The organism is Paenibacillus sp. BT-177, from assembly GCF_025846815.2.
In the GTDB taxonomy this organism is placed as follows: domain Bacteria; phylum Bacillota; class Bacilli; order Paenibacillales; family Paenibacillaceae; genus Paenibacillus; species Paenibacillus polymyxa_C.
Genome location: NZ_JAOYTP010000002.1, coordinates 48,335 through 65,792 on the forward strand (window position 1 = coordinate 48,335; position 17,458 = coordinate 65,792).

Below are 17,458 nucleotides of genomic sequence, written 5' to 3' on the forward strand. Positions count from 1 at the left end.
AGGAGGACTAATTATGTTTAGACATCAAAAAGAGTTGCAGTTCGAAGTGAAAGTAGAGCGACCTGACCCTCTATTTGCCCGACAGGTACAAGAAGTTTTGGGAGGCCAATTCGGAGAAATGACCGTGATGATGCAATATTTGTTTCAAGGGTTTAACTGTCGCGGTGATGAAAAATATAAAGATATGTTAATGGATATTGGAACAGAAGAAATAGGGCATGTGGAGATGCTGTGTGCTTTAATTAGTCAATTACTTGATGGGGCTAAACCAGAAGATCAGGAGCAAGCTGCCAAAGACCCTGTTACAGCTGCCATTATGGGGGGAATTAACCCGCAGCATTTACTGGTGAGTGGTCTTGGCGGATTACCTACTAATTCAAATGGAGTTCCATGGAACGGTTCTTACATTGTTGCTAGTGGTAATCTTTTGGCAGATATGCGGTCCAACCTGCATGCAGAGAGTCAAGGTCGATTGCAGGTAGCAAGACTATATCATATGACCCAAGATGAAAGCATTAAGGCTACATTGCGGAAAATGCTAGCACGCGACCGCTATCATCAGTATCAATGGCTGGCGGCAATCCAAGAATTAGAAGAAAAAAATGGTGTTGTGGTACCGGCTTCCTTTCCTCCTGAAGCAGAGCAAGAATCTCAGCCTGAGGCATATGAGTTTTGGAACTTGTCTGAAGGCGAAGAATCTAGTGAAGGTCTGTGGGCAACAGGAAGTGCGCCGGATGGAACCGGAAGCTATGTATACATCTCTAACCCCGTTGCCAAAGGCCAGATCTATAATGCCAAAATACCAGCAACTGAGTTACATCATGACTTAGACCATAAAACTTCAGATAAATAAACTTGTAACAGACGAGTCTTCCCAACATTAAAGATTGCTTATTGGTGACACTAACCATAAAATGAAACAAAAATATATACTTAAAGTGCACATAAGACGGCTTATCGTAAGGCACATCAAATCACAGCTGATCTAAACAAAAAGTATAGAATCAATGTAAGACCAAAAAGCCCTGCCGACCAATTATGGTTAGCAGAGCTTTTTGATTTAGTCAAACTACTGTTCATTAAACAAGAGGTGCCTCAATCAATGTTGCGAAATTAAACTGGTGTACATGACCATCATTTAATGTAGTTTGGCCCGTAACAAAATGTACGTGTTTTCCATTTCCGACTGGAATAGCTGGTCCTGTTCTAATCCTTCTCAGATTGTGAAAATGGTTTACAAAATCAGTTTTCGTAAGATCAATTTCGTGGACATGACTTCTTCCAACTCGAATCGCTTGCCCAGTAACACCTGCAAAACGGTGATTATGTCGGTCTGCACCTTCTTCAGCCAGTTTGGTACTACCTTCAAATTCATGTACATGCCTCTGTGTCTGTTTAGAAGAGATTGTCTTCTTCTTTACTACAGGTTTATTCTTCTGCATCTGTTGGTTGCCTCCTTATGTTTATGTCGCTCACAACATCCTATTAAGCAAACATACATAAGTTCTAGGCAACTATCTGCGGTCCCAGAAAAAATAAAAGAAGACGAACTTAAAAAGTTCGCCTTCTACACTACCGCTCAATTGGGGGGATTAATGTTATACGCACAGCTAAATTAACAATTTTTCTTTAGACTTAATAGCTTTCGGTATCATGCGTGGTATCACATTTTACTGAAAGCTTAATTTTTTTCTACTATTATATATAGTGTTTTTTTGACAATTAACATTCATCCTTTCTTTTCCCATCCAGTACCTCCTTTAAAACAAATATTAGACAGGCGCTCCATCCAGAACCAAAGTAGCTCGTTGGCCTTTAGTCATTTCTACTATGTATTTACGCAAGTTACTTTCCAAATTCACAGGAGCGGTTAAAACAACCTCCTTTCAATATTGATCACCTGACTCTAGAAATAAGCTGTTTTCATACTCCAGTAGCCATTATTGTTTTACTAAGAATGTCTCTAAGAAATTGCCTAAAAATCATTATCAAGTATTTTGTAACATCATCATTGGTCAGCAATTTCAAACTATGATCTTTCCAGATGATCTTGCACGTCTGTTCTTCCGTTGAAATTCTTACATATACGCCTGTCACGCTGTACACTTTCATATTTTTTATAATTATACTCATAACAAGCGTCTCGTAATTTATCAGTAGAATCAGATGTAATAAATTCAATATGCATCTATGCATCACCTCGCCCTTTATAGCGGTTTTGTCACACAATCCAGATTACACCACAAAAAGGCTCTAGGTAAGTCTGGAGACTTTACTTTTATTTTTCCATTAATTCATTAAATATCTCTCTATCTTTGGGAGTAAAGTCGGAAATCCGTTTCTTTTTCACGTATGTGTTGGTACTTGAATCCAATTTAATAAAGCTATTTTCACCAACCACGTATACGATATTTTTTTATCTTATATGACACAATATTATCAACAGCTTTTTCCAGTGGATCAGCAAGATGATTATAAAGTATTAAAGGGCTTGCGGCCCCCCTCTCAAAATTTGAAAAGTCCCGTCACCAAAATATTCTACTGTATCTTTGCCTGATGGGTATTTATACTTCGTATTATCCCCCCTTATCGGCTACCGTCTGTTCATGTTTATTGAGTTATTGTTCACGTTAGCTCTATATAAATTCATAATAATAGTCCGTTGGATATTGTATAGGGAGTTTTAAACGTATAACCCAAACATTAAGCTTCTCAGTCGTAACGAACGTGCTAACTTCTTCTAATAATAAGGCCAATTCTTTTATAACTTCATTTTCTCCAGGTTCAATAACATCATCGGTAAAAACATAAAGGATTGACGCACTAAAAGGAATAGGTATATTTATTGCCTTAAATAAATAAGAATATTATAGACACTATGTGCAATCGTTGGAGCCCATATCGAAGAAGTCTTTTTATATATAAATCCAAGAATGTATCCTACGAGAAATATGGTCACATAGTTAAGAAGTGAATATCCTGAAATAATACCTATTGGAAAGTGTATGCCCATAAAAAGTATGGCTTGTATAAAGTTATATCCTTTTACCCGACGGTCTCTTAGTTTATTCATAACGAATCCCCGGAACACTACTTCCTCAGAAAATGCAGTTAACGGTGTAATGATCCATCTGATTCCTAAGTCCAATCTAAAATCATTAAAGATAGTAACCTCGATTGCTACCAATAATAATCCAATAATTCCGCCAGTAAATACTCCCTTGATGATATTTTGTTTTAATTTTATGTAGTCAATGATTTGTTGCAACTTTACTCGATCGATATATACGAAATAAATGACCACTAGCCCAATCCAAAAAATCATTTTTATCAAGAAGGATATCAAATAAAGCTCCAAATCAGTTATTTTTGGATGGAATGTTAGCTCCTTAATTGTCCAGCCTATATAAAAAAACAATATAAAGAGAATAAGTTTACTTTTAGCCATTTTTTTGTTTCCCTCAATAAATTTCAGCTGATAGTTTGATATTACCATAAAATGTTCAGAAACTCTAATATCTGTAGTGGTCTTGGATTGGCGTTTATTGGGGATAAATAGAACAATGTTTCCCTTTAAAATCCGCAGCGTTATAGTAACAAAACCAATTTAAGATATAAGTATGAAAGCCTCTGATAACTCAGGAGCTTATTTTGCGTTCAAAGAAAGGTGAGAACAGGTATGGATATACATGCAATTCACGGAGTACGAGGTTTTATTGATGGAAACGGAACGACACAATTGAGTTTAGAGGATGTTTCCCGTGGTCTTGTTCGTTCAGCAGCCAGTGGCAATAAAGTTGTAAGGTGGGAGCGAGTGAGAGGGTACCTGCAAGATTTTGGCGTACCCACAAGTGGGCACAGTGATGAAGTTGGGAAAGTTGGTCTGCCTGAGTTTATTCCTGAAAACATCTTTTATCGTAGCAATGAAAGCAAAAAATGAAGTAGCAGAAGCCTTTCAGATTAAGGTAGCTGATGAAATACTGCCGTCGATCAGGAAGCATGGAATATATGCTACGGATAATGTGATTGATAATAGCCTATCCTGACTTTGGAATTGAACTACTGACTAAGCTCAAGGAAGAACGTGCTGCCAGAGTACAGGCGGAAAGAACAAATTCAATCCTAATGCATGTTAACAAAACCTATACTGCCGCAGAGATTGCCAAAGAACTCGGATTTAAGTCAGCCATTGCTCTTAACCATGATTTAGGCAATCGAAAGATTCAATTCAGGCAGAATGACACATGGTTGTTGTATAGCAGATATGCGGATTGCGGCTATGTTGAAATCAAATAAGAAGTTCTTGATAACGGTAAAGTGATCTATCACCGTAGATTTAGTAAACTAAAGGTGTCTTTTTTTGTGTAAGAGGGAGGTAATGAAACCCATGGCAAAGATAAATCCACATTGGATATTCAATTGGATCTAACCAGACCTGTTGAAGATTTGACTGAGATCATTTCTGCTGTAATTGCTTCCAGCCAAATAAACGTAAAGAAATACTTCTTGTATGCCGATTTCTGTATTCTTCTTGGTTTCACTTCTGATCCCAAAATATCATCAGACACTGGGGTATTCATATTCGATATCTTCTGAAGGGTCAGAAATAGCCTTGTCACGATCTTTTTCGATATCGGATAAATATTTTTCAACTTCCGCCTTCCACCTTTCGCCGATTCAGCTTTTCTTTGGGCCATCCTTCATATTTTCCTGTTGAAACTGTACTTACAGATTTCGTATCGTCAGATCCATTAGTAATCTGAATTGTTTTACCATCCACTTTTAAGTTCACTCCTTGAGAGTCAGACACAGCTCTCAAAGGTACATGTTTTTTTCCATCAACTACTATCGCATTTTCCGACAGAGAGTTTCCGTTAACCTTCACTGTGTACTCACCTGCTACTACTCTGGTATAATCCACCAAAATTATCCGGTAAATTATTTGCCCCTTTCTACAACTCGTGAATAATTTAAAAATATTGTAAAAATGCTAATGTGGAGTATAAGGGAACTCATGGATTTAGACATACTCACGCTGTACTCTTACTGGAATCTGGAGCTACTATTAAATTTGTATCGAAACGATTAGGTCATAAGACCATTAAAACGACAGCAGACACATACTTAGACATCACTGAAAAAATAAAAGAAGACGAACTTAAAAAGTTCGCCTCCTATATTAGCAGAAAATCCGAATCGGCACGAATGAGAATTAACAGCTTTAGATGGTCTAAAAAAACCTTGTCACACCAAGGATTACTGCATTTTAACCGATAGAACCTTCCATTTCGAACTTGATCAAACGGTTCATTTCTACCGCATATTCCATCGGTAGTTCTTTGGTGAACGGCTCGATAAAGCCCATAACGATCATTTGCGTTGCCTCAGCTTCGGTCAGACCACGGCTCATCAGATAGAAGAGCTGATCTTCCGATACTTTGGACACCGTTGCTTCGTGCTCAAGTGTAATATCGTCATTCATGATCTCATTATAAGGAATAGTATCTGAAGTTGACTGATTATCCAAAATCAACGTATCACACTTAATATTCGATTTTGCACCTTGAGCCTGACGACCAAAGGAAGCTAATCCGCGATACGTTACTTTACCACCGTGCTTACTGATCGATTTGGATACAATGGTGGATGTAGTATCTGGTGCCAAGTGGATCATTTTCGCACCTGCATCCTGATGCTGGCCTTTGCCTGCAACAGCGATGGACAAGACCATCCCTTTCGCTCCACGACCTTTCAATACAACGGCAGGATACTTCATTGTCAGTTTGGAACCGATGTTTCCATCGACCCATTCCATGGTTGCATTTTCTTCAGCAACCGCACGTTTGGTTACCAGGTTGTAAATGTTTGGTGCCCAGTTCTGAATCGTTGTGTAACGAACGCGTGCATTTTTCTTACAAATAATTTCCACCACAGCACTATGCAACGAGTTCGTGCTGTAAATTGGAGCTGTACAGCCTTCTACATAATGCACAAAGCTGTCTTCGTCAGCAATAATGAGCGTACGCTCAAATTGCCCCATGTTTTCCGAGTTGATACGGAAGTAAGCCTGCAATGGAACTTCACATTTTACACCTTTAGGCACGTAGATAAAGCTACCGCCTGACCATACCGCACTGTTCAGGGCCGCAAACTTATTGTCCGCAGGAGGTACGACTGTGGCAAAATACTCTTTCAGAATCTCAGGATGCTCACGCAATGCCGTATCGGTATCCATGAAAATGACACCCTGCTCTTCCAGGTCCTTTTGCATGCTGTGGTAGACAACCTCGGATTCATACTGCGCGGATACACCAGCCAAAAACTTTTGCTCCGCTTCAGGAATTCCCAGTTTATCAAAGGTTTCCTTAATTTCTGTAGGAACCTCTTCCCACGTTTTCCCTTGTTTCTCGGAAGGTCTTACATAGTACTGGATATCATTGAAATCCAGCTCATCCATGTCTCCGCCCCATTTTGGCATTGGCATTTTTTCAAATTGCTTCAATGCTTTCAGACGGAACTCCAACATCCAATCCGGTTCACCCTTAATTTTGGAGATTTCTTTTACGATTTCCGGAGTGAGACCCTTACCTGTTTGGAAAATGGACTTGTGCTCGTCACGAAAGCCATACTTATACTCTTCCATTTCCGGTGCTTTCTTGGCCATGTTTCTCAAACCTCCTCTGTTCTATTTAAATTATTTATCTTCATCTATTCCTTTACGCAGCGCGTTCCAAGCCAAGGTCGCACATTTAATGCGGGCCGGGAACTTATTAACACCTGACAAAGCTTCCAATTCTTCATAATCATCAAATTCGACGGCTTCGCCCTTCATCAAGGAGGAGAAGCGACTCGCCATATCCAAGGCCTGATCAATCGTTTTTCCTTTGACCGCTTCTGTCATCATCGAAGCCGAGGACATACTAATCGAGCAACCTTCGCCAGTAAAACGGGCATCCTCGACTACGCCGTCTTTCGTTTTGAGTTGAAGGGATATCCGGTCACCACACGTAGGATTGTTCAAATCCACCGTAACAGCATCGTCCTCAAAACGTCCGCGATTGCGCGGATTTTTATAATGATCCATAATCACGCGTCGGTACAAGTCGTCAAGTTGCATCGCCAAAATACTCCTTTGTTTGGATTAAGGCGCTGACCAGAGCGTCGATATCCTCTTCTGTGTTATAGAGGTAAAAGCTAGCACGTGCAGTTGCACTGGCTTTCAACCAGCGCATCAATGGCTGGCAGCAATGATGGCCTGCACGTATGGCCACCCCTTTACTGTCCAGTACAGTAGCTACATCATGCGGATGCACATCATCCAAGTTGAATGTTACAAGCCCGACATGACGTTCAGCAGGTCCGTAAATCGTCAAGCCCTCCACTTCACGGAGACGTTTGAGTGCATAATTCGATAGACGGCTCTCATGCTGTGCAATGGCGTCCAGTCCAATGCTTTCCAGAAAATCAATGGCAGCTCCCAAGCCAACAGCCCCAGCGATAATCGGGGTGCCACCTTCGAATTTCCAAGGTAGCTCCTTCCATGTGGATTCATATAATCCCACATCGTCGATCATTTCACCGCCAAACTCAATGGGCTCCATGTTTTCCAGCAGAGCCTTCTTGCCGTAAAGTGCACCAATCCCTGTAGGAGCACACATTTTGTGACCAGAAAAAGCATAAAAGTCAGCATCTATGTCTTGCACGTCTACTTTCATATGTGGCGTGCTTTGTGCACCGTCGACAACGATGACTGCACCTTTGCGATGTGCAATAGCAGCAATCTCTTTGACCGGATTCACAACGCCAAGTACATTGGAGACATGCGCAATTGCTAAAATTTTTGTATTTTCTGTGACAGTTTTCTCCACGTCCGCAAGATCAACGCTACCGTCCTCTTGAAGCGGAATATATTTCAAAGTTGCACCAGTGGCTTTGGCTACCTGTTGCCACGGAATCAGATTACTGTGATGTTCCATCTGAGTGATGACAATTTCATCACCCTCCTTACAGTTAGCTCTACCGTAAGAAGAAGCCACCAGATTCAGCGCCGTTGTTGTTCCGCGTGTAAAAATGATTTCCTGACTGCGCTTGGCATTCAGAAAACGGGCTACCTTCTCCCTCGCACCTTCATAAGCATCCGTAGCACGGCTACCCAAGGTATGCACACCACGGTGTACATTCGAATTATCAAATTCATAGTAGTGCTTGATCGCCTCGATGACCGCTAGCGGCTTTTGCGAAGTGGCCGCATTATCCAAATAAACCAGCGGATGACCGTTAATCTCCTGATGTAAAATCGGGAATTGTTCACGGATCAATGCAGTGTTCATTGGCCTAACTTCCTTTCAACAAGGCTTTGCAGCTGATGTTGAAGTCCTTCAAGCGGAATTTCAGATACGACAGGTGCCAGGAAGCCGTAAATAATCAATCGTTCAGCTTCTGCACGGCTAATTCCGCGGGACATCAAGTAATACACTTGCTCACGGTTAACCTGACCAACCGAGGCTGCGTGTCCAGCCGTTACATCATCTTCATCAATCAACAGGATCGGGTTAGCGTCACCACGTGCTTTCGGGCTTAGCATCAGTACACGCTCTGTTTGCTGACCGTCTGCTTTGGTAGCGCCTTTTTCAATTTTCGTAATTCCGTTAATGATGGAAGATGCTTCTTCACGCATAACTGCGCGTGTAATCATCTGACTAGCGGAATTTTTACCAAAATGCTGTGCTTGTGTCGTATAGTTCAGCTTTTGTGAACCAGAACCTACAGCGATAACCTTGGCATCCGAGTTGGAGCCATTGCCTTTGAGCACGGACATGGTATTGCTCGCTGTATTGCCGTTGTTCATTTCGCCTACAATCCATTCGATAGCAGCGTCATTTCCGAGCGTGGCACGACGAATGGAAATATCCGTTACTTGCTCTCCAAACTGATGCACTGTCGCGTAGCGTACTTTAGCCCCTGCATTCGCAACCACTTCTACCGCACCGTTATGAAGAACAGGTGCCGCCAAATCCGCAGATACATAGTTGTCTACGTACGTCACGGAACTATGGTTTTCAGCTATGAGCAGCACATGCGGCGCAAACGTTGCAGTCGCATCATCCGTGAGGAACACAGCTTGAAGCGGTACGTTCAGTTCTACATTTTTAGGCACATAAGCAAATACTCCACCGTTCCAGAGTGCTGCATGCAATGCCGACAATGAATTTTCTTCAGCCTTAATAACAGTGTTCAGATGAGCTTTGACCAAATCAGCATGCTCTTTAACCGCCGTTTGCAAATCCGTGAAAATGACGCCTTGCGCCGCCAGTTCCTCGCTCAGCTTCACGTATACCGCACCGGAGTTGCGCTGGATGATCAGACCGCCCTCCTGTTGTTCTTTGACCAGATCAGCAATGGCTGCAGGAACCTGACCTACAGATGCAATGACCTCGCTCAGTTTATGTTGACCGTAATCGTTTAAATTCCAACGCTCGATTTTTGTTTTTTCAAATACCGGAAGCTCCAGTTGGCCTGCAAGCTCAAGTGCTTTTTGTCTGTCTTCGGCTAGCCAAGTTGGCTCGCCTTTACGTTCGGACAGAACACGCAGTTGCTCGGAATCTACCGGAAGGATTGTTTGTGTTGTCATCAGTTTTCCTCCTCGCTTCCGGCTTACGCCTCTTGTCCTACAGTTTCATCAACGATACCCAGCTCTTCCTTGATCCAGTCGTAACCGTCCGCTTCCAGACGCTCTGCAAGCTCAGGACCACCGGATTTAACGATACGTCCTTGCATCATCACGTGTACATAATCTGGTTTAATGTAGTTCAACAGACGTTGGTAGTGAGTAATCACAAGGAAGCCACGGTCTTCAGAACGCATAGCGTTTACACCGTTAGCTACAATTCTCAAAGCATCGATATCCAGACCGGAGTCAATTTCGTCCAGAACGACAATTTTCGGATCAAGCATCATCATTTGCAGAATTTCATTCCGCTTTTTCTCACCACCGGAAAAACCTTCGTTCAGGTAACGGTGAGCAAACTCAGGATTCATTTCAAGCTCTTTCATTTTGCTTTCCATTTGGCGGATAAACTTAATCAGGGAAATCTCTTGTCCTTCTTCACGGCGTGCGTTGATTGCACTACGCAAAAAGTCGGAGTTTGTTACCCCTGCAATTTCACTTGGATACTGCATCGCCAGGAACAATCCTGCACGTGCACGCTCATCCACTTCCATATCCAGCACGTCTTCTCCATCCAAAGTTACTTTGCCATCTGTGACTTCATATTTAGGATGACCCATCAAAGCAGATGCGAGTGTACTTTTACCCGTTCCGTTAGGACCCATGATAGCGTGGATTTCTCCGCCCTTCATTTCGAGGTTAATACCCTTCAAAATTTCTTTACCTTCAATGGTCGCTTTGAGACCTTCAATCTTAAAGTTTGTAGCCATATTCGCAATACCCTCCAAAAAATGTAGTGTGGTGTCGAAATCAGAAAGTATATTTAAACAGGGGAGCCCCCTGATTTCAAGCAATATTTAAAAATTTATTTATAATCATTCTAAACTGATTCTCAATGATTCTCAAGTTATTTTATAATAAATATCTTTAAGGGTGCAACCAACAGACACACGTTATCCAACTTTCTTCATAAAATGTTCATCCTACCAAGCGCACAAATGACTAAATACATCCTGCGAATGATTATATAGTTATAGTGTAGTACAAAAAACCATGGGATACATCATCTCTTTTTTAGCCATAAAAACGCTACTGACAGCATGCGTCAGTAGCGTTTTACATGTAAAGGGTTATTTTAGAACGAAAGCTTGAGGAGTTAGCCCAAATAAGAGCGCAGCATCCACATATGTTTCTCCAGATCCGCTTTATAACCGATTAGCAAATCTGCAGTAGGCTGATCGGAATTACTTTCCGCCAATTCGATACCTTCCTGAAACTCCTCACATATAGTCGCAAAATCCTCGATCAAAGTTTGTACCATCTTAGGAGCATCTTCATTGCCAGTGGCCTCGTCAATTGAGGACAGCTCTAGGTATTCCTTTAATGTTGCAGAAGGAGAACCTTTCAAGGCGAGCAAACGCTCGGCAATCTCATCCATTTTCAATGTCACTTCATTGTATAATTCTTCGAATTTAACATGGAGTGTATAAAAACTGGAGCCTTTCACGTACCAGTGATAGTTATGAATTTTCACATATAACACATTGAGGTTAGCGACTTGACGGTTTAAAAGTTCCTCCACCGATTTGGTTTGCGTATTTTTCGAGTTACTTGTTGTTTTAGCCATCATAAATCCCTTCCTTTTTCATCAAATTGACTTTCAGAAGCGTTTACGTATCCATCACCGTCACTGCTGACGGTAAGACGCCAGCGGGCATTTGAGTATCACCTGCCGGACGTCTGTTTCATATTTACCCTTTCTATACAGAGACGAAACAAAAAGAAGAGTTCTCTCTTTTCCAATCCATCATAAAAAAAATATACAAAAATTCAGTGATTTTCGTTATACTTTCTCTATCCTATCAAAATACTTGGTTTAATATTGTGATATTTTTTTAACATTTACATGTGCACAATTTACGGAGGTGACCTCATTGTCCAAATATCATCCCTTAACGACCGAAGAAGCAATCGAATTCGTGAAGAACATCCCCGGATTTTTCAGTCAGGAAGCCCAGCTGGAATGCCGAGAAATCGGTGATGGCAACTTAAATCTGGTTTTTCATATTACAGATTCCAAATCTAATAAGAGTATCATTGCCAAGCAGGCACTTCCCTATGTAAAAATTGTGGGTGAATCCTGGCCGTTGTCGCTGGATCGTGCCCGTATTGAACGTGAGGCACTTCAGCAGGAACACCAGCTTTGCCCCGAATTGGTTCCTGCGGTACTGGGCTATGACGATGAGCTTGCGCTAACCGTGATGGAGGATCTTAGCTCACACACAATCATGCGCAAGGGACTAATAGAAGGCAACACATATCCCCTTTTTGCTAATCATATTGGGGAGTTTCTGGCACGCACGCTCTTTTTCACCTCAGATTTAGGCATGAATCAGCAGGATAAAAAAGAGCTGGTTAAACGCTTTATTAATCCTGAACTTTGTAAAATAACTGAGGATCTGATTTTGGATGAGCCCTACCGGTTTTCAGATAATAACAACTATGGTGTGTACATTGAAGACGAAGCAGAGGCACTCCGTACAGATCAGGTGCTTCACCTGGAAGTGGCCTTACTGCGAGAAAGGTTTATAACACGAACAGAAGCACTGCTACACGGCGACCTCCATACAGGCAGTATTTTTGTAACGGCTGAATCGACTAAAGTCATTGATCCTGAATTTGCCTTCTACGGACCCATGGGGTTTGATATCGGAGCAGTCATCGCCAATCTGCTGTTGAACTACGCAGCACAGCCCGGATGGACTTCTGGCGAGAAGCCCCTAAAGGAAAAACGTGACTGGCTTCTGGAGACTGCCATTCAAGTATGGGAGCAGTTTGAAAGCAGGTTCCGTACACTGTGGGACGAGCACGTCACCGATCATTTGGCACGAACGCCCGGATATCAGGACTTATATCTCCAGAAAGTGCTGCAAGATACGATTGGTTTTGCAGGGTGCAAAGTGATCCGCCGGATCATCAGCCTGTCGCATGTGGCGGATATCGATACCATTGCCGATCCTAATATCAAGGAAGCTGCGGAACGTCTCGCGTTAGCGATCGGAAAAGCCCTGGTTCTCTGCAATCGCAAGCTTCATTCAATTCGGGAGCTGAGGGATATTGTCCGGACAGCAACAGCGATCCAAACTAAAGGAGCATCACGAATATGAGTGAAAATAAAGAATGGACGCCCGCATCCTCCCGAGAAGCATCTGCGACCGGACAGCCTCTATCTTCGCTGGTGTGGAAGGGTAACCACTTGTCCATGCTGGATCAGCGTCTACTGCCCGAAACGATAGTCATGCTGGATTTATTCACGACCGAGGAAGTATGGGAGGGCATCCATGCCATGAAGGTACGGGGTGCCCCCGCCATCGGGATGGCTGCAGCCTACGGTGTTGTGCTGGGCGCTATCTCCTATCGCGGCAACGACGCTGCTGGATGGCTGGAGCATGTACACGCAGTGTGCGGACATTTGGCTACCTCACGGCCGACTGCCGTAAATCTGTTCTGGGCTCTGGACCGCATGAAGAAGCGAGCCGGCGAACTTGTCACAGAGGCTGAGGTAAGTCAGATCGAAGACTGGAATGCTGGGCTGGAGCGTGAAGCTATAGCCATTCAGGCGGAGGATGAAGAAGTTTGTCGCCAAATCGGTATTCATGCATTACCTCTGTTCGAGGACGGGATGGGCGTACTCACTCATTGCAATGCAGGCGGCTTGGCAACAGCCAAATACGGAACAGCGCTCGCGCCTATGTATTTAGCTCAGGAGAACGGTATCCACCTGAAAGTATTTGCTGACGAAACTCGCCCCGTATTACAGGGTGCGCGTCTGACCGCCTTTGAGCTTCAGCAGGCAGGCATAGATGTAACCTTGCTCTGTGACAATATGGCAGGCATGGTGATGTCCAAAGGATGGGTGCAGGCGGTCATTGTCGGCACAGACAGAGTCGCTGCTAATGGGGATGTGGCCAACAAAATCGGCACCTATAGCCTGGCAGTGCTGGCGAAAGCGCATGGTATACCTTTTTACGTTGCTTCGCCACTATCTACCATTGATTTACAGACCGCTACAGGCGCAGATATTCCGATTGAGGAACGTTCTGCAGAAGAAGTTACCGAGAGCTTTGGTAAAAGAACTGCCCCTCAAGGCATCAAAGTTTACAACCCGGCTTTCGACGTTACACCTCATAAGTACATTACCGCCATCATTACCGAAAAAGGAATTGTCCAAGCTCCCTTTAGCGAGAACCTCACCGCTTTGTTTGCCGATTAATTGTGGTCATACCCCTGTCAAGTAGACAGAACTAAAAAGACATCTTTAAGCAGCAACCGTTTCTCGGTATTCAATCGGGGAACGGTTGTTTAATTTTTTCTGAAATCTATTTTCATTATAAAAAGAAATGTACTCCTGTACGTGTTGTTCTACCTCCGCTAGGGTTCCGGGTTTCGTTAAATAAATCTTCTCTGTTTTAAGATGGGAGAAGAAGGATTCTATACAGGCATTGTCTAGGCAATTTCCACGCCTTGAATGGCTCCCAAGTATTCCAAGCCGCTTAAGTTTGCGGTTAAACGGCTTGGAGGTATACTGAAAACCCTGGTCTGAATGGAGAATGACACCCTCCATGTTCACGTTCTTACTTAGAACGTCTAGCGTCTCGCTAACTAGAGCAAGGTCATTTCGTTCCGAAAGACGCCAAGCCACGATTTCATTGTTAAACAGATCTTGAATGACAGAGAGATATACAAACCGCTCTCCAGCTCGTATGTATGTAATATCGGTAACCAGCTTGGATAAAGGAGCATCTGCCTGAAATTGTCGATCTAATCGGTTGGCATTTACCACAGATGCCTGTTTGCCAAAGAAGCGCCGCTTCTTTCGAATGACGGAACGGATCCCTAATTTCTTCATTAGGCGGTACACCTTTTTGTGATTGACCAAGATACCTTCTCTACGTAAAGCAACGGTCATCCGCAGATAACCAAAATAGGGATGGATCCGGTGGATCGACAACATATGCGATTCCAGAAGCTCTTCTTCTTGCTTACGCTGCTGGGTTGTTTGCTGAGTCTTTCCCCATTTATAATATCCTGCCCGAGAAACATGGGCTAATTCAAGTAACCATTTCAACGAATGTCGTGTTCGCATTCCCTCAATAATTTCAAACCTCGCTTCTTTCCTCGTCACTCCTTGTGTAGATTTGGATACTGCTTTTTTAAATATTCACGAATACTCATATGTTCTTCGTTCACCAACCGGACTGCCTCCATCTTTACATCTAAGGAGTATTGCCGGAATGATTGTCCCTTTTTAGCCATGAAAAATCCCCTCCGTTCAACAAGATTAAGTCCATCTTAACAGATGTCTTTTCTCTCTTGTCTACTAGAAGGGGATAATACCAGTAGCACCCGGTTTTTTAATTTTTTTGCTTTTATCCAACAACTATTACTAGGCTTCCTACACCAATTTTAATAGTGCTTCATAGCCTGGCATCCCTGGCTTAATTCCAAGTTGCTCGGCTTCAGTCGTCACTGACTCCATCGGTGCTTCCAACAGTTCCTTTAATGTTTTTACCCCCACAGCTCGTGCAGCAAGAATTTTCCGATCCGCCAGCCGTTCATTGAGCAATCCGACATCCAGCGCACCACACATGATGTAACCACGGGAGTTAGAGATCGTCAATAGCGTTGTTTTAGGCAGTTTGACCTCGACTCCGATAAATGTATGCTCACCCACTTGAATGGGTTCCATGTGTATCATGGTTATTACATGCACCTCCTCTTTGTTCATCCGGGATATTTTATGCGGCATTTGCGGGTAAGTGTGGACACCCGTGGATACATTCAAAATATTAGGAGGGGAATGTATGTACAGTAAAATAGACGATAGCAAAAAGACCAGACGAATTTTTTCTCATCTAGTCTCGGTGATCATCGTTAACGGTCTGGGTTACGCTTTATTCAAACTTTTTTAAGTACTGTGGCGGCACAAGGTCGGCAAGCCAAACACCGTGGTTGGCTTTATAAAACTTCACTTGATTAGCCAATGCCTTTTCTGTATCTACTTCAAGGATCACCAATTCCCCACGTCTTTTGCCTGCTAAAATTGCAAACTCAAGAGATTCAGACAAATGCGCATACTTTCTGCCCATTGGCTTAATTCCTTCGGTGAAAATGTTTTGGATTACCTTTGTGTTTGTACCGTGATAGAGAATTGTTGGTGGAGTAGCTTCCTCATAATTTAATCTGCCTGCACTGTGTCCATAATTAGCTCTTATGTACCCATTTACCATCTCATATCTTTGTTTTGGACAATGGCTTACTACTTGCTTGATATCCGATTCACTGACATCAGACCATCTATCCTCTGATCTTATTCCTCGAAGCAGGTCTTGAATGTCACAATAACCCTCATGGTCTAGCTCAAGACCAAACTGTTCTGGTGTATGCCTAAGAATCTTACTCATAAATTTGCTTAGGCTCTCTTCTTGTTTTGGCGTTAACATGGTATGCTCCTTCTAATAAAATATTTGTCTATCTATATTGAGTGTTGGAATTTTAAGTATAGATATCCAATTCTTTGAACAGTCGGCCATGATTGAAAGTACCAAGCCTTCAACGAATTGAGGGACCATGCGTTGAAAGTTATTACGTCCAACTAACCGTGTAATTGAAGGTTCTTCTATTTAAACATCGTCTCTTAATTCTAGGGTGCTTGGAAATTTCCCTCTTTATCAGATAGATTACTGTAAAAAAGCTTACTCTCATCTTATTATCAAAAGAGCAAGCTCGGTTCGTATTCTTGAACTACTTTATGATTCAAATGTCATCTCGTCGGGAAATATACCATCTTCTTTAACGAAGCAACGTGCCATCCGCTGTGCAGCCCTATCAAAATAAAATTTATTTGAATGACTCGGATCTGATAAAGGTTCAATTTCAGAGAACAACTTAGTCTCCTTGTTCAATTGAATTTTCCCCATAATGTGTTCATTTGGGCCATATCTATAAATAACTACTGTCTCATCTTCATGTTCTTTAAAAAGTAAAACAAATGCCCCCATTATAAAATCTCCTCTAGTCTGTTTTAAAATATACTCTCAAATCGGGATTCAAACAATTCATGGTTAAGCAAATCCATATCTCTTTTTGTGTTTGTAATCCTTTTTGTAATCTATCCCATGCTTGAGCTATTTCGTAATCAGAATGAAATCTGCCATAACCGCTTGACTTCATGTGTTCGTTTATGAAAACGTGTTCTTTGATTCTTTGAACTCTACTTTCTTTCATCACAGAATTTTCAGCTATTGCTCTGACATCACTATCAGAAGCACTGATTTGATCTTATATCTCATCTGCTTTAGTTTCTCTACGATAATATTCATCAATTGAAAGATCGTTTCTTCCACCTGGTTGTACTTCTGTTTTAGGTTCAGTTTCTATTGAATTACCCACTTTTGAATTTGTATTATTCTTTGGAATCTCATACTTAATGGATGATTTCAATCCAAGCTTGGGTTTGATCACTGAGCTAACTCCTCCAAACAATCCTACTGTACCGATCATATTAGCCCAGTGTTCCTTTGATCAAGCATTGTTTGGGTTAAATGCCTCTTGAATCATACCCCTTACTCCAAATGTACCGAAATTAAGCATGTCATTCCATGAATCATGTTGTTTAGCCGCCCGTTCCATGTACCCTTGATACATTCCTTATGGGATACCAAATGACAAAGTGTTGGAAAAGATTTGGCTAAATTGAGCATAATAAAAAGGGCAACCGAAGTCGCCCTA

19 protein-coding genes and 2 pseudogenes are annotated in these 17,458 nt (G+C 42.2%); 6 read left to right on the plus strand and 15 right to left on the minus strand.

Annotated features, from left to right (window positions below; all coding sequences use genetic code 11):
- The first annotated feature begins 13 nt into the window (after positions 1–13).
- A complete protein-coding gene (locus OIU26_RS06290; RefSeq protein WP_165084067.1) occupies positions 14–853 on the plus strand; it encodes a manganese catalase family protein in 840 nt (279 codons plus the stop codon).
- A 226-nt stretch (positions 854–1,079) separates the two neighbouring features.
- Here OIU26_RS06290 and OIU26_RS06295 read toward each other — a convergent pair whose 3' ends face one another.
- Both OIU26_RS06295 and OIU26_RS06300 read right to left on the minus strand, forming a co-directional pair.
- Positions 1,080–1,442, minus strand: a complete 363-nt coding sequence (locus OIU26_RS06295) for a YmaF family protein (RefSeq protein ID WP_014599600.1) — start codon at positions 1,440–1,442, stop codon at positions 1,080–1,082.
- A 1,400-nt stretch (positions 1,443–2,842) separates the two neighbouring features.
- Positions 2,843–3,448: a CPBP family intramembrane glutamic endopeptidase gene (locus OIU26_RS06300; RefSeq protein WP_264216291.1), complete on the minus strand. Its 606-nt coding sequence runs from the start codon at positions 3,446–3,448 to the stop codon at positions 2,843–2,845.
- Between the two features lie 231 nt (positions 3,449–3,679).
- Here OIU26_RS06300 and OIU26_RS06305 point away from each other — a divergent pair, with 231 nt between their 5' ends.
- Entirely contained in the window at positions 3,680–3,940 is a 261-nt protein-coding gene (locus OIU26_RS06305; RefSeq protein ID WP_165084064.1) for a hypothetical protein, read from the plus strand.
- Between the two features lie 86 nt (positions 3,941–4,026).
- Positions 4,027–4,296 carry a phage antirepressor KilAC domain-containing protein gene (locus OIU26_RS06310; protein ID WP_264216292.1) on the plus strand — a complete coding sequence of 90 codons (270 nt, stop codon included), beginning with the start codon at positions 4,027–4,029 and terminating at the stop codon, positions 4,294–4,296.
- A 119-nt stretch (positions 4,297–4,415) separates the two neighbouring features.
- On the opposite strand, the gene OIU26_RS06315 is transcribed toward OIU26_RS06310, so the two are convergent.
- Together OIU26_RS06315 and OIU26_RS06320 are read right to left on the minus strand one after the other, a co-directional pair.
- Positions 4,416–4,580, minus strand: coding sequence for a hypothetical protein (locus OIU26_RS06315; RefSeq protein ID WP_165084054.1), 165 nt, complete (start codon positions 4,578–4,580; stop codon positions 4,416–4,418).
- A 68-nt stretch (positions 4,581–4,648) separates the two neighbouring features.
- Positions 4,649–4,921: a hypothetical protein gene (locus OIU26_RS06320; protein WP_185156554.1), complete on the minus strand. Its 273-nt coding sequence runs from the start codon at positions 4,919–4,921 to the stop codon at positions 4,649–4,651.
- Positions 4,922–4,995: 74 nt separating this feature from the next.
- On the opposite strand from OIU26_RS06320, the gene OIU26_RS06325 reads away from it, so the two are divergent.
- Positions 4,996–5,277 carry a tyrosine-type recombinase/integrase gene (locus OIU26_RS06325; protein ID WP_165084062.1) on the plus strand — a complete coding sequence of 94 codons (282 nt, stop codon included), beginning with the start codon at positions 4,996–4,998 and terminating at the stop codon, positions 5,275–5,277.
- On the opposite strand, the gene sufB is transcribed toward OIU26_RS06325, so the two are convergent.
- The 6 genes from sufB to OIU26_RS06355 form a co-directional block, all read right to left on the minus strand.
- Positions 5,267–6,664, minus strand: a complete 1,398-nt coding sequence (gene sufB, locus OIU26_RS06330; protein ID WP_264216293.1) for a Fe-S cluster assembly protein SufB — start codon at positions 6,662–6,664, stop codon at positions 5,267–5,269. The genes OIU26_RS06325 and sufB overlap by 11 nt on opposite strands.
- 30 nt (positions 6,665–6,694) lie before the next feature.
- The gene (sufU, locus tag OIU26_RS06335) at positions 6,695–7,117 is read right to left on the minus strand and encodes a Fe-S cluster assembly sulfur transfer protein SufU (protein ID WP_013309555.1); all 423 of its coding nucleotides are present in this window, start codon (positions 7,115–7,117) and stop codon (positions 6,695–6,697) included.
- Complete coding sequence (locus tag OIU26_RS06340; RefSeq protein WP_264216294.1) at positions 7,107–8,330, minus strand: cysteine desulfurase; 1,224 nt, start codon at positions 8,328–8,330, stop codon at positions 7,107–7,109. The genes sufU and OIU26_RS06340 overlap by 11 nt, the downstream gene beginning before the upstream one ends.
- Complete coding sequence (sufD, locus tag OIU26_RS06345; RefSeq protein WP_264216295.1) at positions 8,327–9,631, minus strand: Fe-S cluster assembly protein SufD; 1,305 nt, start codon at positions 9,629–9,631, stop codon at positions 8,327–8,329. The genes OIU26_RS06340 and sufD overlap by 4 nt, the downstream gene beginning before the upstream one ends.
- A 23-nt stretch (positions 9,632–9,654) precedes the next feature.
- The gene (sufC, locus tag OIU26_RS06350) at positions 9,655–10,437 is read right to left on the minus strand and encodes a Fe-S cluster assembly ATPase SufC (protein ID WP_013370290.1); all 783 of its coding nucleotides are present in this window, start codon (positions 10,435–10,437) and stop codon (positions 9,655–9,657) included.
- Between the two features lie 386 nt (positions 10,438–10,823).
- Positions 10,824–11,294 carry a Dps family protein gene (locus OIU26_RS06355; protein WP_014599598.1) on the minus strand — a complete coding sequence of 157 codons (471 nt, stop codon included), beginning with the start codon at positions 11,292–11,294 and terminating at the stop codon, positions 10,824–10,826.
- Between the two features lie 307 nt (positions 11,295–11,601).
- Here OIU26_RS06355 and mtnK point away from each other — a divergent pair, with 307 nt between their 5' ends.
- A complete protein-coding gene (gene mtnK / locus OIU26_RS06360) occupies positions 11,602–12,834 on the plus strand; it encodes an S-methyl-5-thioribose kinase (RefSeq protein ID WP_264216296.1) in 1,233 nt (410 codons plus the stop codon).
- Complete coding sequence (mtnA, locus tag OIU26_RS06365) at positions 12,831–13,940, plus strand: S-methyl-5-thioribose-1-phosphate isomerase (RefSeq protein WP_264216297.1); 1,110 nt, start codon at positions 12,831–12,833, stop codon at positions 13,938–13,940. The genes mtnK and mtnA overlap by 4 nt, the downstream gene beginning before the upstream one ends.
- A 45-nt stretch (positions 13,941–13,985) precedes the next feature.
- Here mtnA and OIU26_RS06370 read toward each other — a convergent pair.
- The 5 genes and pseudogenes from OIU26_RS06370 to OIU26_RS06390 form a co-directional block, all read right to left on the minus strand.
- Positions 13,986–14,983 (minus strand): annotated as a pseudogene (locus tag OIU26_RS06370) (IS3 family transposase).
- A gap of 139 nt (positions 14,984–15,122) precedes the next feature.
- Positions 15,123–15,425, minus strand: coding sequence for a YunC family protein (locus tag OIU26_RS06375; RefSeq protein WP_017425931.1), 303 nt, complete (start codon positions 15,423–15,425; stop codon positions 15,123–15,125).
- 196 nt (positions 15,426–15,621) lie between these two features.
- Positions 15,622–16,170 (minus strand): RNA 2'-phosphotransferase, encoded by a 549-nt coding sequence (locus OIU26_RS06380; RefSeq protein WP_264216298.1) that lies wholly within the window; start codon positions 16,168–16,170, stop codon positions 15,622–15,624.
- A 306-nt stretch (positions 16,171–16,476) separates the two neighbouring features.
- Complete coding sequence (locus tag OIU26_RS06385) at positions 16,477–16,728, minus strand: hypothetical protein (RefSeq protein ID WP_264216299.1); 252 nt, start codon at positions 16,726–16,728, stop codon at positions 16,477–16,479.
- A 418-nt stretch (positions 16,729–17,146) separates the two neighbouring features.
- Positions 17,147–17,395, minus strand: a pseudogene (locus OIU26_RS06390) (WXG100 family type VII secretion target); the annotation flags it as partial.
- Positions 17,396–17,458 lie beyond the last annotated feature (63 nt).

What these genes read in the sequence shown, in the direction of transcription:
- OIU26_RS06290 (WP_165084067.1), top strand. Translation starts at nt 14, where the DNA reads ATGTTTAGACATCAAAAAGAGTTGCAGTTCGAAGTGAAAGTAGAGCGA.
- OIU26_RS06295 (WP_014599600.1), bottom strand. Translation starts at nt 1,442, where the DNA reads ATGCAGAAGAATAAACCTGTAGTAAAGAAGAAGACAATCTCTTCTAAA.
- OIU26_RS06300 (WP_264216291.1), bottom strand. Translation starts at nt 3,448, where the DNA reads ATGGCTAAAAGTAAACTTATTCTCTTTATATTGTTTTTTTATATAGGC.
- OIU26_RS06305 (WP_165084064.1), top strand. Translation starts at nt 3,680, where the DNA reads ATGGATATACATGCAATTCACGGAGTACGAGGTTTTATTGATGGAAAC.
- OIU26_RS06315 (WP_165084054.1), bottom strand. Translation starts at nt 4,580, where the DNA reads ATGAATACCCCAGTGTCTGATGATATTTTGGGATCAGAAGTGAAACCA.
- sufB (WP_264216293.1), bottom strand. Translation starts at nt 6,664, where the DNA reads ATGGCCAAGAAAGCACCGGAAATGGAAGAGTATAAGTATGGCTTTCGT.
- sufU (WP_013309555.1), bottom strand. Translation starts at nt 7,117, where the DNA reads ATGCAACTTGACGACTTGTACCGACGCGTGATTATGGATCATTATAAA.
- OIU26_RS06340 (WP_264216294.1), bottom strand. Translation starts at nt 8,330, where the DNA reads ATGAACACTGCATTGATCCGTGAACAATTCCCGATTTTACATCAGGAG.
- sufD (WP_264216295.1), bottom strand. Translation starts at nt 9,631, where the DNA reads ATGACAACACAAACAATCCTTCCGGTAGATTCCGAGCAACTGCGTGTT.
- sufC (WP_013370290.1), bottom strand. Translation starts at nt 10,437, where the DNA reads ATGGCTACAAACTTTAAGATTGAAGGTCTCAAAGCGACCATTGAAGGT.
- OIU26_RS06355 (WP_014599598.1), bottom strand. Translation starts at nt 11,294, where the DNA reads ATGGCTAAAACAACAAGTAACTCGAAAAATACGCAAACCAAATCGGTG.
- mtnA (WP_264216297.1), top strand. Translation starts at nt 12,831, where the DNA reads ATGAGTGAAAATAAAGAATGGACGCCCGCATCCTCCCGAGAAGCATCT.
- OIU26_RS06375 (WP_017425931.1), bottom strand. Translation starts at nt 15,425, where the DNA reads ATGATACACATGGAACCCATTCAAGTGGGTGAGCATACATTTATCGGA.
- OIU26_RS06380 (WP_264216298.1), bottom strand. Translation starts at nt 16,170, where the DNA reads ATGTTAACGCCAAAACAAGAAGAGAGCCTAAGCAAATTTATGAGTAAG.
- OIU26_RS06385 (WP_264216299.1), bottom strand. Translation starts at nt 16,728, where the DNA reads ATGGGGGCATTTGTTTTACTTTTTAAAGAACATGAAGATGAGACAGTA.